Raw genomic sequence first — 16,099 nt, forward strand, 5'->3', positions numbered from 1 at the left:
AAAGTAGCCATGCAGCAAGCCAGCTCAACTTGGGTAACTTAAGCCATCCAAAAGACAAGGCGGAAAGTGAGGGCCGAGGTGAAGGTTTCGAACTCAGAACTGATCAATGGGGCGCGGTAAGAGCTGGAAGTGGTTTACTCGTTAGTACTCACAAACAAGACCAAGCTCAAGGTGTACACCTTGATGCAAATGAGGCCAAACAACAAATCGAAGGTGGTCTTAACAATGCCAAGGCACTCAGTGAAGTAGCCAAAAACCAGCAAACTGATCCATTGGAAGTGCTCGAGAACTTAAAAACGTTCATAGAGCAAATTGAAGAAAAAGATCAAGGCAAAGCTGCCGCTTTTAAGCAAGCCTTGATGATATTAACGGCACCTAACAGTATTGCCATAGCCAGTAATGAAGACATTCACCTAAGCGCAGATGCTCAGTTAAGTCAAACTGCTGGTGATAGCATTAACCTGACCACTCAAAAGAACCTGATTGCGCATGCCCAAAATAAAATTAGCCTTTTTGCAGCTCAAGAAGGATCAAGACTTTATGCAGGCAAAGGCAAAGTCGAGATACAAGCACAAGGCGACGGAGCAGATTTAATTGCTCGTAAAGCTGTGCAGATTATTTCAACAGAAGATAAAATTGAAATTAGTGCTTCTAAAGAAATCGTTATCACGGCAGGTGGGTCTCAAATCAAGATTAATGGCTCGGGAATTTTCCCTGTCACTGGTGGTAAGTTTGAGGTAAAAGCTGGGCAGCATTTGTTTATAGGGGGAAGTTCATCAACACAGAACTTACCAATTTTACCCGCTTTCTCGATATCTAAGAAACAGCTTGAATTTAGAAAGGTATATGCGGATGGCATGCCTAGTCCAAATATTCCTTATACAATTCATTTGCCTGATGGAACCACACAAAAGGGTAAAACTGATTCGAATGGTATGGCGTTTTATAATGACCAGAAAAATGGACGTGCTGTCATTGAATATGGGGAAGATCGGAACCCATTAGGTTCAGCGTTAGAAATGAGGTTCGAGCAAGAAATAGATAACTTATTTAAAACTGAAATTTTTGTACTCCCACTTGCAGATGATCAAGCAGAAGATTAATTATGGATATGTTACAGACATTTAGTGGTTATCAAAGACAGCTTCAGAAAAGTTTTAATCAATCTGTCATCAGTTTGCAATCCAATTTTAATCAGACAGCAACATGGATAGAGAAAGAGCTTAATGAGCTTATTGCACAGTATAGTAAATCTTTAGACGGTGCTCAAAGTTGGGTTAAAAGTTTTATTTATGGGGAATTCAATACCGATGAACGCCCTGTTTCTGTGATTGTCACAGAAATGCTTGCAGGTTTTGTTCCTGGGACAGTTCTTGTATTTAGTGCTCGTGATGCGGTTGCAGTCATAATGAGGATGCTAAATGACCCCAAGAAACAAGATGATGTACAGGAATGGATGTTATTAGCTGTTTATCTGCTTCCATTTGTTTTAGTTGGTGTGACTGCTACAACCGGTGCGGCAACTGGTGGAGCAGGTGGGGCTGTTTTTGGTGGTGTTGGTGCAGCCCCCGGAGCTGGTGTGGGCGGTCTTATTGGTGGGGCTGTTGGTAGTGAAATAGGTAATGTAGTTAAATGTGTTGGATTATTTCTTATTAAAAAAACACCTCATTTAGCGACGATAGTCTCTAAACTAAACGGTTTTATGAAAGGAAATATTATTCCAACACTGAAAAGGATAAAGTATTCAGATTACACTACCTCTGTTACTAATATTATCACGTCAATACTTAATCAATTATTAGGTTTAGTAAAACGTGTTAAGTCACTGTTAAGCTATGGAGCTAAAATTAATTGGATGGGTTTAGGATGGGCTAAATCTATTTATGTGAGAATGGAGAGATTTGAAGCCGCTTTAGTTTCAATGATCCAAAAATCAGCCATAAAAATTAAACAAGGCTTTAAAGAATTTGATGAGCATTTGCAAAACTTATTAAAGCAATCAGTTAAGTATGAGCCTGCTTATGCTACTGTTGGTACAAAAGTGAAGCCTGTTCCTGCACCTGCTCAAACAGTTAGACCATCTTTCCCTCAAACTGCGCAGGCAAATGCTGCACATAGTGCAGGCACAGCTTCGAGTACTGCAGGAAAAACTCCTGAAAATGTACATCAGCCAAAAGTAAAAGAACCTGTCACTAAAAAAATGAAGGAAACAAAGGTAAACTGTTTTAACCCTGTAAATACGGATAGTGCAAGAAAAAATGCAGCTAAAATGATTAAAGAGGACTATCCAAAAGGTAGTAAGAATTTAACAGTTGATGAGTACTTAAAAAAAGAGACCGACTGGCAATTGGCTAACCAGCAAAAAGGCCTCAATGAAATGAGCGTGGATGATTATCTTGAGGGGCGCAAAGCTTTTGATGATAAAGGGAGAGGTGGCGGTGGACCAGCAGCTACAGCTAGAGAGGAATATGGAGAAAGTTTAACTGAGAAATATAAAAAAGAATATGAAAAACAAGGTATTGGTCCTAGGGAGGCGAAAAAACTAGCTACTGATAAATCCAGTCGTATTATGAATGAAATGGCAGCATTGCATAATCCAGACCAAATTGTAGGTGGGAAGAACAAAGTAGCATCAGATGCTATAGGTTTAAAAAATACTAACTCTTCAATTGGTAGCCAATGGAAAACGAGAGTTGAGGCTTTAGATGATGCTGCGAAAAAGGTTCCTGTAAGTGAAAGAAGTAAAACAGGTATGAATGCAAAATTGGAAAGGTGTAAAAAATGAGTGAATTTATGATGGATGAGCATTTTGAAATTTTCTATCACGATGAGGGTTTTGGACCACCAATTTATTCAGAAACTGTTTCCGAAGAAATTATAAAAAAATATCAAAAGAAACTGCCGAATCAATTACTTGAATACTGGAAAGCCTATGGTTTTTCAGGGTGGGGCAATGGATTATTTTGGCTGGTAAATCCCGAGGATTACCAAGATGTTTTGGATGCTTGGTTAGAGTATATTGAACTCCCTCCTCACGAAGAGTATTTTGTTTTTGCTCGTAGTGCATTTGGTGACTTAATTATTTGGGGAACTATACATGGTCGTTGTTTAAAAATATCTTCTGTCACGAATCAAATATTCCCAAATATGGAAGAAATGGAGCAAGGTGAAGAAGATTTTATACTACGAAATTACATTTCAACTCCAACTAAAAAAACATTCGATTTTAAAGACTGGAAAAATAAGCCTTTATTTGATAGAGCAGTAAAAAAATATGGGGAATTGAATAAAAATGAAATGTTTGGTTTCGAACCCGCTTTAATTTTAGGTGGTGAAGCAAAACTGGAAAATGTTCGCAAGTTACCGATTATTTCACATTTACAATTTCTAGCTTCTCTTGATACACCACGAATGATGCTCGATATCGGAAAATTTGTGGATGAACAAGGTCTAGGAAAGGATGATTAAAGCCCGTTAGGGCTTTTTATCCTATTTTCTAGTTTCCAAAGATATAAATGAAAACTTGGAAATAAGTGAAGTTATTGGAATATGAAAAAATAACTATTACCTTTCTGCTAGTATTGACGAATTAGATTCTTGGGATGCTTTTAGCCGAATATTTATTTACCGTCATGAATCAGACATAAATTGGTCTAGTCATGATTTAGATGGCTGGAAAGTTATTTCAGTGGCTTACGCGAATTTATTAAATAATAGATCTCTAATCTCGCTTGATAAAGAGGGGAATGTAGAGATTTTTCAGCAGGCTGGTGAAGAGTACCAACAAATATGTCCTGTTAATAATGAGCAGTTTATATATGGACAATTTAATCGTTTACGTATAATTCAAGATAGTATTTATGCTTGTGGAGATGGTGTAAAAATCTATATTTATGAAGATGAAAACTGGAAAAGTATCGCCAACAACTTAGAAGAGAAACCTTTAGAAACTCCTAAAAATGATGATTTTTTTCTAAATAATGATCAAGATTTAACTTTCCAAAAAAATCTTTATGATATAAATGGTTTTGATAATAATATTTATGTATGTGGAACACAAAATGATGAAGGCTTTATTGCATTTTTTAATGGCTTAAAGTGGCTCGAAGTTAATCGTATAACGCCATCTGCATTGTATGCAATAGTTCCTTGTCCTGATGGAAAAAACATTCTGGTCCTGGGTCAATGTGGAACACTTTTAAGAGGTAATATTGATAATGGATTTAAGAATTTAAAAGATATAAGTATTAATTCTACGTTTTATAATGCTGCTTTTTATAATAAAAAATTTATATAGCTTCTGAACAAGGACTTTATCTATATGAGGAGGGAAAATACTCCATAGTCTCAGAGTTAGAAGCAGTTCAAGGAGTAATATCAGTTTAAGTTAAAGAAAATATTCTTTGGGTGCTAACATATAAAAAACTTATACGCTATGACGGAAATGTTTGGGAGATAATTAGCCATCCTGATAATGATGAGTTAGATAGACAGCTATTAAAGTGTGAGGCTGGAGATGTTTGTCCATACTCTGGAAATTGGTATAGCCCAGCTAATAATTTAAAATGAATTTCTCGGAATACTAAAAAATTAAAAATTTTTAAAAGTGAATTAATAGCGTAAGTTTTTAATTCACTTTATATCTTTATTACGTTTATTATCTTCATCCACTCTTGTATTCATATGGTTAAGTTTTTCTTTACAAAATAGACAGATGTTTCTGTATTTTATAAAATAATGCCAATCCTGACAAAGTTTTCATAAAAAGATGTTATCTCATATACATAGAATTCTAGAAGATTTGGGTATCAGCTCGCAAAAGCGCGTGCTTCATGTTCAGTTTTCTAATCCATCATTGAATACTCAAGTCTTTTTACAAAGTATTGAAGGACAGCATCAACTAAATGAAGGACTAACTGTCGATTTATTTTGTCTTTCTACCAATGCCCATATTTCATTAAAACAATTTATTGGTTGTCAGGTTGCAGTCGATCAAGTAACTGATCAGGGGCAGCTATTTAGAACTACAGGAATTATTACAGAAGCCAGTCAGGGGCAGAGTGATGGTTCATTAACATTGTATAAAATGAGATTACAAGATCCAACCGCGCTATGGCATAAACGCCGAAATAGCCGTGTATTTATGAATAAAAGTGTACGGGACATTACTGAAATTCTATTTACTGAGTGGCAGAGCAAAAGCCCGTTGTTTGCTTCTGCCTTAACTTTGGATTTAAAAAACCTAAGCCAAGACTATGATGTTCGACCTTTTGTTATGCAAAGTAACGAAACGGATTATGAGTTTTTAAGCCGACTTTGGCGTAGTGAAGGCATTAACTGGTTAATTGATGAAGCTCAGTTGTTTGCCACTGATAGCTCAGATGAGATTCAACCGCAAAAATTACGTTTAATTGATAATAATGAATCATATTTAGCATTAGACCGAAGAAATATCCGTTATCACCGTAGTAGCGCTGTTGAACAACAAGACAGTATGACAAGCCTTGTGCCAACTCGAAGCTTGCAATCTACAGCCGTGCATGTTCAACGCTGGCAGGCTGATGCTTTAAGTCAAGAAGAAGGCATGGGTAGTGTTCAGTCAAAGCATAGTCATAGTGCTAATCAGGATAATGCGAGTTTGAGCCTAGAACATGCATGGCATGTCAGTCCTGCTTGGATGCAAGATTTAAATGGGGAAGACCAAGCCACTGCATCGGGCCACCAGCAGCTAGAAAAACTCAATCAAAATCTATCTGATTATTATGCTTCTCAATCAAAATATTTCCATGCACAAACCACGGTACGTGATGCGCAAGTCGGTTATTGGTTTGAATTGAATGAACATCCAGAAATAGATACGCATAGCGGATCAGACAAAGAATTCTTGATTATTGGGAAAAGCTTCTATCTGCAAAATAATTTACCTAAAGATTTGCAAGAGCAAATCAATCAACTTTTTAGTAAAAGCCAATGGCAAAACGATCAATCAGGGCTAAATGACCAGACTGAGCGTCAGGGTAATGTGCTCATCTTGTCGCGTAGAAATATTAAAACTGTTCCTGAGTACCATCCGTTAGAGCACCGTCCAGCTGCTTACCCGCAGCGCGCTAGAGTGGTGGGCTTGGAAGGCGAAAGTATCTATGTTGACCAATGGGGGCGTATTAAAGTTCGCTTCCTATTTACCCGAACTGACGACCATAGCCATGACGGTGGAGCGGGAAGTAACGATAATGCTACCGACTCAGCTTGGGTCGATGTATTAACCCCATGGGCAGGTGAGGGTTATGGCGCACGTTTCTTGCCTCGCGTGGGCGAGATCGTGGTGATCGACTTCTTTGACGGCAACATTGACCGCCCGTTTGTGGTGGGTCGTATTCATGAGGCTGAACGTCACCCAACACAATTCGACCAAAAAGGCCAACTACCCGACACTAAAAAGCTCAGTGGTATCCGCTCCGAAGAAGTCGACGGCAAAGGCTTTAACCAGCTACGCTTTGATGACACCACAGGGCAAATTAGTGCCCAACTAAAAAGTAGCCATGCGGTAAGCCAACTAAACTTGGGTAACTTAAGCCATCCAAAAGATAAGGTGGAAAGTGAAGGCCGAGGTGAAGGATTTGAACTTAGAACTGACCAGTGGGGTGCAGTAAGAGCAGGCAGTGGTTTACTCCTTAGTACCTACAAACAGGATCAAGCTCAAGGTGTACACCTAGATGCAAATGAAGCAAAACAACAGATAGAAGGCAGCCTAAATAATGCCAAGGCACTCAGTGAAGTTGCTAAAAACCAGCAAACTGATCCATTAGATATGCTTGAGAATATTCAGACTTTCTTAGAAATTCTCAAACAAGAAGATCCTAAAAAGGCTGCTGAGTTTCAATCAGCAGTGATGGTGTTAGCATCTCAAAAAAGTATTGCTGTAAGTAGTAATGAAGATATCTATCTCAGTGCAAATGGTCAGCTCACTCAAAGTGCTGGTGACAGTATTAATCTCAGTACACAAAAAAGTATAGTGGGTCATGCGAGCCAAAAGATTAGTCTGTTTGCCGCTCAGGAGGGTGCTCGACTTTTTGCTGGTCAAGGTAAAGTAGAAATTCAGGCACAAGGTGATGGCTTAGATGTGATTGCTCGAAAGGGTGTGCAAATTACTTCAACCGAAGACACGGTTTTTATTACTAGTCCAACTGAAATTAATCTGACTGCAAATGGGTCTCAAGTAAAGCTAAATTGTTCAGGTATTTTCTCTGTTACGGGCGGTAAGCTTGAGGTGAAAGCAGGGCAGCATTTGTTTATGGGGGGAGCCAAGGTGGCAACGAAAAACCCAGAATTGGCAATGTTGCCAGATTACCATTTAACTTATATAGCCAAAGATATAACTGGAAATCCATTGAAAAATAAAAAATATTTAATGATTTTACCGAATGGGGAAATGGTCAGTGGTGTGACAGATGGTCAAGGTAAAACACAGAAGATCACAACCAAGGGCCCTCAGCAAATCCAAATTAGTTTAGAAGATCACGTTCACGATGGTTTTGTAACTTTTGAAGAAGAATAAATGATGAATAAGATTAAATTAAAACTATTTATTAATGTATTGCCTGATAATGATACGATTGTTTGCCATGGAATGGATTATTCTGTAACTGAAAAGGGAAAACGGCCAGGACAGGTAAATAAACTTGCGATAGCTATTGGGAGTGCAAAGAATCCTAAGCCTCTTGTGCAGCCGTTGGATTCGAACTCCATTTATAAAAATAAACCTATTCCAGCTCAGACGATCGCCCAAAATATGGCGAGATATAAAGATGTACATGAAGGTCCAAGCTTGAGTCAGAACCGAGAAGCTAAAACTGACATGAAAGGTTTTACTAAAGAAATGCATCTGCCAGCTGGTGAGTATGATCTTTGGATTAAAAGAACGGATTCAGAGTGGGAGAAAGCCATTAATATTAATGGTAGTTCAGGTCTCCATATAAAAGAAGAAAAGCAAGGAATCACTACTATAGAATATCAAATCAAACAATATTATCGCTATAAAATAGAAGGGTTTAGGGGGACTAAACTATCTGATAATATTACATTTGAAACTTTTACTTTTGACAAAGAGGGTAAGGAAAAGAAAATTAGTTTACCTAATGTAAAAATGAGTGTTGTAGATAAAAATGGTTTTACTCCACCTTTATATTCGCCAAAAGGCGAAGTTATATTTGTAAAATTTAAATTCGTAAATATGTCTGCTCAACCAGAGAAAAAAGACATACAGCATTTTGCAACTATGAGTAAAAAGAATTATGTCACTGTACAGTTGAAGTCTGTTGCTAAGATAACAAAGCAAGATAAGAATACGACAGTAACTTTGCAGGGCAATGGAAAACCGCCTGTTATTTTAAATATGCATCGAGAGGAAATGATAGTTCTTTCAGCAGAGGATTATGCTGAGTTTGAAAAGGAAAGTTCGAAACTAGATAAATTATTTGGAAACTCTTTTGATGCTAAAAATAAATTAGCAGAAGCAATAAAATCTGGTAGTGTTTCTAATGTTAAAAAAGCAGAAGAAGAAATAAAAGAAGCAGAGAAAAAGATCGAAGAGGAGTTAAATAAAAACTTTAAAAAAGCGGCTGATCTAACAGAAGTCATTACTTTTGAAGCGCGTCAAAAGAAAAATCCGAATGGCAACACGCAAGAGTTTGATTTCAGACGTCGATATTTACGTACTGACCGATATATGCAGTTACAACAAAAGAAAAAGAACAAAGAGAGCTTTAAGGTAACGGTTTTAGGAACAGAGTTAAAGAAACTTAAAGATATAAAACAAGACTTTAAGAAAATTAACCAAGAGACTATCCATAATGAATTTAAAAAAGTTAGTTTAGATCTTGCGAAATATTCTAAGCAAACGGGAACTAAAGTTTGGGATTTCTCTGCTTTTAGTGCGGGTTTTGTCGAACAAATTAAGCTTTCAGACAGCTTAACGGTTGATATTCAATCACAATGGTTAAGATGTGTCGGTGGCGCTGGCTTATCAACAAGTGCAAGCTGGAAACCTGAAAGTGGTGAGGTGAATGCTAAGGCGAATGTTAATGCTCAAGGCAAACTAGTGTTATTTGAAGGGAAGGCAAAAACCACCTATGTAATTCCATGTGATAAAGGTTGGATGCTCAACTTTGATGACATTGATCTAGGTGCATTTCGATTTATTATTGGCATGGAACTCTACGGCTTTGCAGGTGCAAAAGTGGCCGCAGGGATTGGTTTAGAGATAAGCTATAGTAAAAATGGGCAGCAACAATTGGCTGCGAATGGTAGAAGAAATCGAAATCCTTCACTCGCCAATAATATGGGAGAAAACCGTCCAAGATTTGTCCCAATGGATCGAGATGAAACCATCATTCCTGGTAGTGGTGCAAGTTCTGAGGGGCAAATTGAAGCTTTTGCTGGTGCAGAAGCGGGAATCAAACCATCTGGAGAGTTCCAGTGGCTTTCACCTGAAGCTAAAGATTTTAAACCTCTAGCGAGCTTAGCTGTCGATTTCGCTGCAAGTGCAGGTTTAGGGGCTGGAGTTAATTTTAAATTATTTTACTGGGCTCAAAAGAGTCAATTTCGTTTTAGAGCAAAAGCTGCTTTATGTGTTGGATTGGGCGCAAAAGGGGCGTTAGATTTTGTAATTGATTTTAGCCAAGTTCTTGAAGTACTAAGATGGGTACATTATCAACTTACTCGTGCTCAATTTAAATTGTTGGGCTTTATTGCAGAGGGTGCTTTTAGAAATTTAAGTCGGTTAGCTGTAATTGCTTTAGGTAATGATTCAAGGATAACGCAGACTTTAAATGATATTACGGGCGAGTTTCAGAAATTTAATATGAAATATTCCATTGCAGAAAATGCAGTTGATTTAGCAAATAAAATTAAACGTCAACCAGAATGGTTGAAGTCCGCTACACCAGATGCGAAAGGAATGTTGATCTATCAAATGACTAGACATAATAGAGTTACACACTGGGTAGATAAACCATCTTCTCCAATTTCGCCATATTTACCGACTCATAAGCAGGCTGTGATTGCAATTTTTGAAACTATTGCAACAGAAGGAGAGTGGTTTAATGTACTCCAAAGAATTTCAATTGATGGTGCAAAGTCAGAAGTAAGTATTAAGTATTTAGAAAAACAAATTTTAGTTTTTTTACATGATGGGGCGTGGCAACAATTAACTGATATTGTAAAAGAATATACTTTTAATTCAGATACTGTTGGTCGTGGAAGTGAATATGTTGATCAATATGAAAAATTACGCTCTAAAATTGTAAAAACTATTCCTCTTCATGAAAAAGCACCAATGAATAATCCAAGGGAGTTGAAAAAGTTAAGAGAGAAAATGGCTGAAGACCCAAGTATTATTAATGCTGATAATTTAATTGCATTAAATACTGAAATAGTACCAACCATTGAAGTGGATGGTACTGATGCGGAACTGTTTATTGCTGCAAATTATGAACACGGCTCAGATGATTCACATATGGCCTAAAACTATTTTATAGGTTGTTGGATATTGGCGACACAACGTACTCCATACATACGGTAAGTCATTTTATTCTCTTCATTGGATTTGGGTTGAGCTTGTGCTCTTGCTATATTAAGTCCATCAGCCATCATTAAATCATCTGCACTCATTGCAGTTGTACTACGCAAAACTTTTTGAGTTCCTGACTTAGGTCCTGTTGGGTTATCAGTAGGTGAGTGTTTATAATAATCTTTATCGTACCAGTCATTCATCCATTCATAATTATTGGTGACCAGATCATAAAAACCCAATGGATTTGGAGGAGTTTTACCAAGTACTGGAATATCAAGTACTGAGTCAGGATTGTTAGTGTGTCTGTACGTATCGTATTGGTTTAATTTCCATAGATTTTTTTGGGGTTCTACTTTACCTGTATCTGTTGCAAAAACAACATATTGACCTTTATTTCGAGCAACATATTCCCATTGTGCTTCAGTAGGTAAGTCCATGGGGGTACCCACTTGTTGCCCTAGCCATTGACAGTAGTCTTTGGCTTGTTGCCAATCCATTCCTGTAGCAACTTCATGAATGATTTCTGGTGTATATAATCCATTGTAATAGCTTTTAGGTTGGCTTGTTGCCTCAGTAAAAGTATTAAAGTCTTCTAATGTTGTTTTATAAGCACTCATATTAAAGCTGCTCAGCGTAACTTTATGTAGAGTCTTATTATCATTTCCAGGTGAGAGAGGTTGGTTATCAGGATTTTCAGTATTACCCTTTGGGTTCTTCACCGCCATACTGTTTGGAACCATTTTTTCTAATTCTGGAGTTACTAGTCCAAAGTCACCCATTAGGTAGCTACCACCTTCAACAAAGATCATATTCTTTTTGGTTTTTTCAACCAATTTCTGAATTTTTTGTTGGAGTTCTGGTGAGGGCTTTGATGACTTATGATTTGTTTCAGTAGATTTAGCACAAGCGCTTAAAGCAAAACTTGAAAATAAAACAACAGCTATATTCCGTTTCATCATTTTTTAGGAAATCATTAGGTTGAATATTGATGAAACTATTTTAGTGAGAGACTTGAAAGATATAAAGAGCGGTTTTGTTATTCAACTTAGCGAATAATCATTATAGTTTATGAAGAATCAAAATGAACTTAGATATTTTATAACTGATTGGCTATCTAAAATAGGAATCTATAATTTTTTATCATACTTTTACAAAAAACAAACTTAATTTTTTTATTCTATTTTTTTGATAATTTGTCGAAAAGGCATGCTTAGGGCAGGGTGTAGTAGTTCTTAGCCTTCAGCTAGAAAATTAAATTTATATAAATAAGTATAATAGATAGACAGATTAGTCTTGACAATTTTTGTGTTTTTTGCACTTTAATTTTTACTTTACGTTTTGATGATGTGTTCATAACCAAATAGAAATACCTTCTGGTTAATATAAACTTAAATATTGTTAAGCAAATGTTTCATAAAAACTAAATGAATGATATTTATAATAATTTATTAATTGGTGTTGATTTTTATTTAATAAATAAAAATCAACAACTTATTTTTAATTACAAAAAATAACAATATTATATTTTTATAAGAATAACTTTATTAAGCTATATTTTATAACCATCTTAACTATTTACTTTTAGTTTAAGTTGATATGATTTTTATATAAAATATGTTTGTTTATATGATAAACTGCGCGTAAATTTTTTGAATATAAGGTTTTTAGACTGATTTTTTAATGTTTTATCAATATTAACTTTTCAGTAAAGCCTTGAATAAATAAGAAAACAGAGGAATAAAAGTTGTGTTGAAACGAAGTATTTTGATACTTTCTCTGACTGGAAACATTATCGGTCTATCAGGTGCTCATGCAGCAGAACTAGAGCCTGTAAAACTTAAAAAAAGTTGTATTAAAAAAAATCCTTTAGCAGAAGGTCAGAATGACCCTGAGCTATTGAATATTTTTAAACAAGTTTGTGATAGTGATAATACGACTCAAAAAAATGATTTATTAGCTAAAGCAGCTATGCGTTTTTATCAAACCAATCAACCAGTTAAAGCATTAAATTTGGCAAGTCAATTGCAAAGTCAAAATATACGCGGTTCATTAATAACAGATGTTTTATTTTTATCTGGTGTAAGCATTGCAAATAACTCTTTGCAGCAAATGCGAAGTCAGGAAATGCGTTATTTAAGCAATGATGTAACTTATCCACCCGCTAAACAATTAATTGAAAATATCCATACTTCAATGCCTGCGCCAGATACTTCAAATGTTAAGGCAGCTACAGAAGGTGGCTCAGTTGATAATGAAAGAAGAAGCTATAAAAAACAAACTGTAACACGTAACAGAGTTACTGCTTCTAGAGCAGTTACAAAACGAGTAGCAACTCCAGCAAAAGCAACTGTGGTTAAACCAAAAACTGCCCCTGTAGCCAATGTTAATAAATCAAAAAGTTCGCCTTTTGACCCTTTAATTAAATAATCAGGAAGAGAATCTTATGGCTAAGAGAGAAAGCGTACAAAAGAAGCTTCAGCGAATTCGCCCTCCACGTGTTCAGCTTACATATGATGTCGAAATTGGTGATGCAAAAGAAGCGAAGGAACTACCATTTGTTGTTGGTGTGATGGGTGATTTTTCGGCAGCTTCTGAGCTTGAACGTACAAAATTAAAAGATAAAAAATTCATTAATGTCGATTTAGATAATATTGATGAAGTTATGGAATCATTGTCTCCAAGAGCAGCTTTTCAAGTGGATAATACGCTGACTGAAGAGGGTGGAAGAATTGCAGTTGATTTAACATTTAAGTCAATGGAAGATTTTCGCCCAGAAAATGTTGTTCAACAGGTTGACCCATTAAAGAAACTCGTTGAAGCACGTGAGCGTTTAACAGATTTAAGAAATAAGATTTCTAACAGTGAGCGTTTAGAAGACTTACTTGATGAAGTGCTTAAGAGTACTGATCAAATCCGTAAATTAAGTGCGGAGGCTGATCATGAATAATGCTCAATCGGCAGCAATGCCTCTTGTTGAAAATGAACAAGTTAATCTTTTAGACTCGATTGTTGAAGAAAGCCGTATTGCCCGAAATGAAGAAGAACATTCGCGTGCAAAAAGCTTAATCGGTGAGCTTGCCAAAGAAGTAATGGCAGGTACAATTACAGTTTCTGAGAATATGACTTTATCAATCGATAAGCGTATTGCAGAAATTGATGCTCTGATTTCAAATCAATTAAGTCAGATCATGCACAATGAACAATTTCAAAAGATTGAATCAACTTGGCGTGGTCTTTACTACTTCTGTCAGGAAACACCGTCTAATCCTCTCATTAAAATTCGTATGTTAAATACGACTAAAAAAGAGCTGGTAAAAGATTTTCAAGGTGCTACAGACTTTGATCAAAGTACTTTGTTCAAAAAAATCTATGAAGAAGAATATGGATCTTTTGGTGGTGCACCATATTCGGCACTGATTGGTGATTTCGAATTTGACCGTACGCCTTCTGATATGTATTTGCTTGAGCAAATCTCTCATGTTGCTGCAGCGGCTCATGCGCCATTTATTTCTGCGGCTAGTCCAAGCATTCTTGGTCTTGAATCATTTACAGATATTGATCGACCTAGAGATGTGTCGAAAATCTTTGAAACAGCTGAATATGTTCAATGGCGTTCATTCCGTGACAGTGAAGACGCTCGTTATGTTGCTTTAACCTTGCCGCATGTGCTTGGTCGTCTTCCTTATCATCCAAAGGAAGGAACAGCTACAGAAGGGTTTAACTTTGCTGAAGATGTTTCGGGTGCAAACCACAACGAATATTTGTGGATGAATGCTGCTTATGCTTTCGGTACTCGTTTAACAAATGCATTTGATATGCATGGTTGGTGTGCTGCAATTCGCGGTGTTGAAGGTGGTGGTTTAGTCGAAGGCTTACCAGTTCATACGTTTAAAACACAAGATGGCGAAGTGGTATTCAAGTGCCCAACAGAAATTGCGATTACTGATCGCCGCGAAAAAGAATTAAGCGATTTGGGCTTTATTCCTTTAGTGCATTGTAAAAATACCGATTACGCTGCTTTCTTTGGCGCGCAATCAACTCAAAAACCTAAAAAATATGATAACGATACAGCAAATGCTAACTCTGCTTTATCAAGTCAAATTCAGTACATCATGGCCGTTTCACGTATTGCTCATTATTTAAAAGCAATGATGAGAGACAAAGTGGGTAGCTTTGCTTCTGCTGGAAATGTTGAAGCATTCTTAAATGAGTGGTTGTCACAGTATGTATTACTTGATGATGGTGCTTCTCAAGAAGCGAAAGCTCAATACCCTCTACGCGAAGCGTCTGTAAAAGTTGTAGAAGATCCTGCTCAACCAGGTCACTACAAATCTGTGGTTTTCTTGCGACCACACTTCCAGCTGGATGAGTTGTCAGTTTCTTTGCGACTTGTTACTGAGTTACCTCAGTCCTCAAATTAATAAAGGTCAGCGAAAGAATAACTTTAAATTACAAATAGGACATTTCTAAATGAAAGATATATACGTTGAGTTTCGCGGTAAATATAAAGTTGATGGCGAGTCTCGTGACTCTGAGCACAAAGGCTGGTTAGAAGTTAACTCTTGGTCTCACAACATTCGTCAACCTAAATCTGCTACTTCAAGTAGTGTTGGTGGCCATACTGCTGAACGTGTTGAACATTCAGATATGCTTTTTATTAAAGACCTAGATGCAACTAGCCCGAAATTATGGGAAGCATGTTCAGCTGGTTATACATTTGATGAAGTACAAATTGATTTTTATCGTGCAAATGGCGATAAACGTATCAAGTACTTACAAATTAAATTGAAGCATGTTCTAGTTTCTAGCGTAACTCCAACAGTTAACGAAGAAGGTGTACCAACTGAAGCGTTTGGTTTGAAATACGCAGCTGTTGAGTGGACATATAACCAACAAGATATTAACGGTACTGCTAAAGGTGCTGTTACTAAGAAATGGTCACTTTCTAATAATACTGCTTCTTACGCAGCATAATTATTTAAGTGAATATTTGGTGGAGGCTGACATAAAGTTAGCCTCTGCTGTCTTTAAGCATGCTTGTTGTGAACTCGAATGAATTTAGATCGGCTTTATCCATACGGATTTCGTTCAACTTTGTTTGATCGCTTAATTCCTGAAAGTGAAGATTATGCAAAGGGTCTTTCTATTCAGCAATTAAGAGAATCGGTAGCAAAAGATTTAGAAGACTTGCTGAATAGTCGAGTCGCTAAATTGGATCATGTGGTCGATGATTATCCGCTAGTTAAAAAATCTATACTTCAGTTCGGGATTATTGATTTTGTGGGGCTTTCTACAGCCAATCCGCTAGATCGAGACAAGATTTGCCAATCCATTGAACAATCAATAGCAGCTCATGAACCTAGATTAAGACAAATACGGGTAGAGATGTTGTTGGATGGACATAATATGGGGGCATTATGTTTAAGTATTCAGGCTTATCTAAATATTCATCCACTGTATGAACCTGTCGTTTTTGATGCATTGCTAAAACCGACAACGCAGCAATATGTAATTTCAGCGAGAACCTAA

General features: G+C 36.7%; 12 protein-coding genes. 11 read left to right on the plus strand and 1 reads right to left on the minus strand.

Features of this window, described 5'->3' with window-relative positions; genetic code table 11:
• The 6 genes from ODQ17_RS12020 to ODQ17_RS12045 form a co-directional block, all read left to right on the plus strand.
• The coding region (locus ODQ17_RS12020) for a DUF2345 domain-containing protein (protein WP_322903859.1) at positions 1–1,103 on the plus strand (1,103 nt) is incomplete at its 5' end.
• A 2-nt stretch (positions 1,104–1,105) separates the two neighbouring features.
• Entirely contained in the window at positions 1,106–2,785 is a 1,680-nt protein-coding gene (locus ODQ17_RS12025; protein WP_322903861.1) for a polymorphic toxin type 15 domain-containing protein, read from the plus strand.
• Positions 2,782–3,468 carry a GAD-like domain-containing protein gene (locus ODQ17_RS12030; RefSeq protein WP_322903863.1) on the plus strand — a complete coding sequence of 229 codons (687 nt, stop codon included), beginning with the start codon at positions 2,782–2,784 and terminating at the stop codon, positions 3,466–3,468. Before ODQ17_RS12025 ends, ODQ17_RS12030 begins: the two co-directional genes overlap by 4 nt.
• A gap of 220 nt (positions 3,469–3,688) precedes the next feature.
• Positions 3,689–4,297: a hypothetical protein gene (locus ODQ17_RS12035; protein ID WP_322903865.1), complete on the plus strand. Its 609-nt coding sequence runs from the start codon at positions 3,689–3,691 to the stop codon at positions 4,295–4,297.
• A gap of 471 nt (positions 4,298–4,768) precedes the next feature.
• Entirely contained in the window at positions 4,769–7,555 is a 2,787-nt protein-coding gene (locus tag ODQ17_RS12040; protein WP_322903867.1) for a type VI secretion system Vgr family protein, read from the plus strand.
• Entirely contained in the window at positions 7,556–10,522 is a 2,967-nt protein-coding gene (locus ODQ17_RS12045; protein ID WP_322903869.1) for an ATPase, read from the plus strand.
• Between the two features lie 2 nt (positions 10,523–10,524).
• On the opposite strand, the gene ODQ17_RS12050 is transcribed toward ODQ17_RS12045, so the two are convergent.
• Positions 10,525–11,529, minus strand: coding sequence for a formylglycine-generating enzyme family protein (locus ODQ17_RS12050; protein ID WP_322903871.1), 1,005 nt, complete (start codon positions 11,527–11,529; stop codon positions 10,525–10,527).
• Positions 11,530–12,307: 778 nt separating this feature from the next.
• Here ODQ17_RS12050 and ODQ17_RS12055 point away from each other — a divergent pair.
• The 5 genes from ODQ17_RS12055 (at position 12,308) to tssE (ending at position 16,099) form a co-directional block, all read left to right on the plus strand.
• Positions 12,308–12,997, plus strand: coding sequence for a hypothetical protein (locus ODQ17_RS12055; protein WP_322903985.1), 690 nt, complete (start codon positions 12,308–12,310; stop codon positions 12,995–12,997).
• A gap of 16 nt (positions 12,998–13,013) precedes the next feature.
• Positions 13,014–13,517, plus strand: a complete 504-nt coding sequence (gene tssB / locus ODQ17_RS12060) for a type VI secretion system contractile sheath small subunit (protein WP_003651049.1) — start codon at positions 13,014–13,016, stop codon at positions 13,515–13,517.
• On the plus strand, positions 13,510–14,991 hold the full coding sequence (tssC, locus tag ODQ17_RS12065) for a type VI secretion system contractile sheath large subunit (protein WP_013198291.1): 1,482 nt from the start codon (positions 13,510–13,512) through the stop codon (positions 14,989–14,991). Before tssB ends, tssC begins: the two co-directional genes overlap by 8 nt.
• A 49-nt stretch (positions 14,992–15,040) precedes the next feature.
• On the plus strand, positions 15,041–15,544 hold the full coding sequence (locus ODQ17_RS12070) for an Hcp family type VI secretion system effector (RefSeq protein WP_003651052.1): 504 nt from the start codon (positions 15,041–15,043) through the stop codon (positions 15,542–15,544).
• A gap of 78 nt (positions 15,545–15,622) precedes the next feature.
• Positions 15,623–16,099 (plus strand): type VI secretion system baseplate subunit TssE, encoded by a 477-nt coding sequence (gene tssE, locus ODQ17_RS12075; protein ID WP_002048404.1) that lies wholly within the window; start codon positions 15,623–15,625, stop codon positions 16,097–16,099.

This window comes from Acinetobacter sp. IRS14, assembly GCF_034650275.1.
GTDB lineage: Bacteria > Pseudomonadota > Gammaproteobacteria > Pseudomonadales > Moraxellaceae > Acinetobacter > Acinetobacter oleivorans.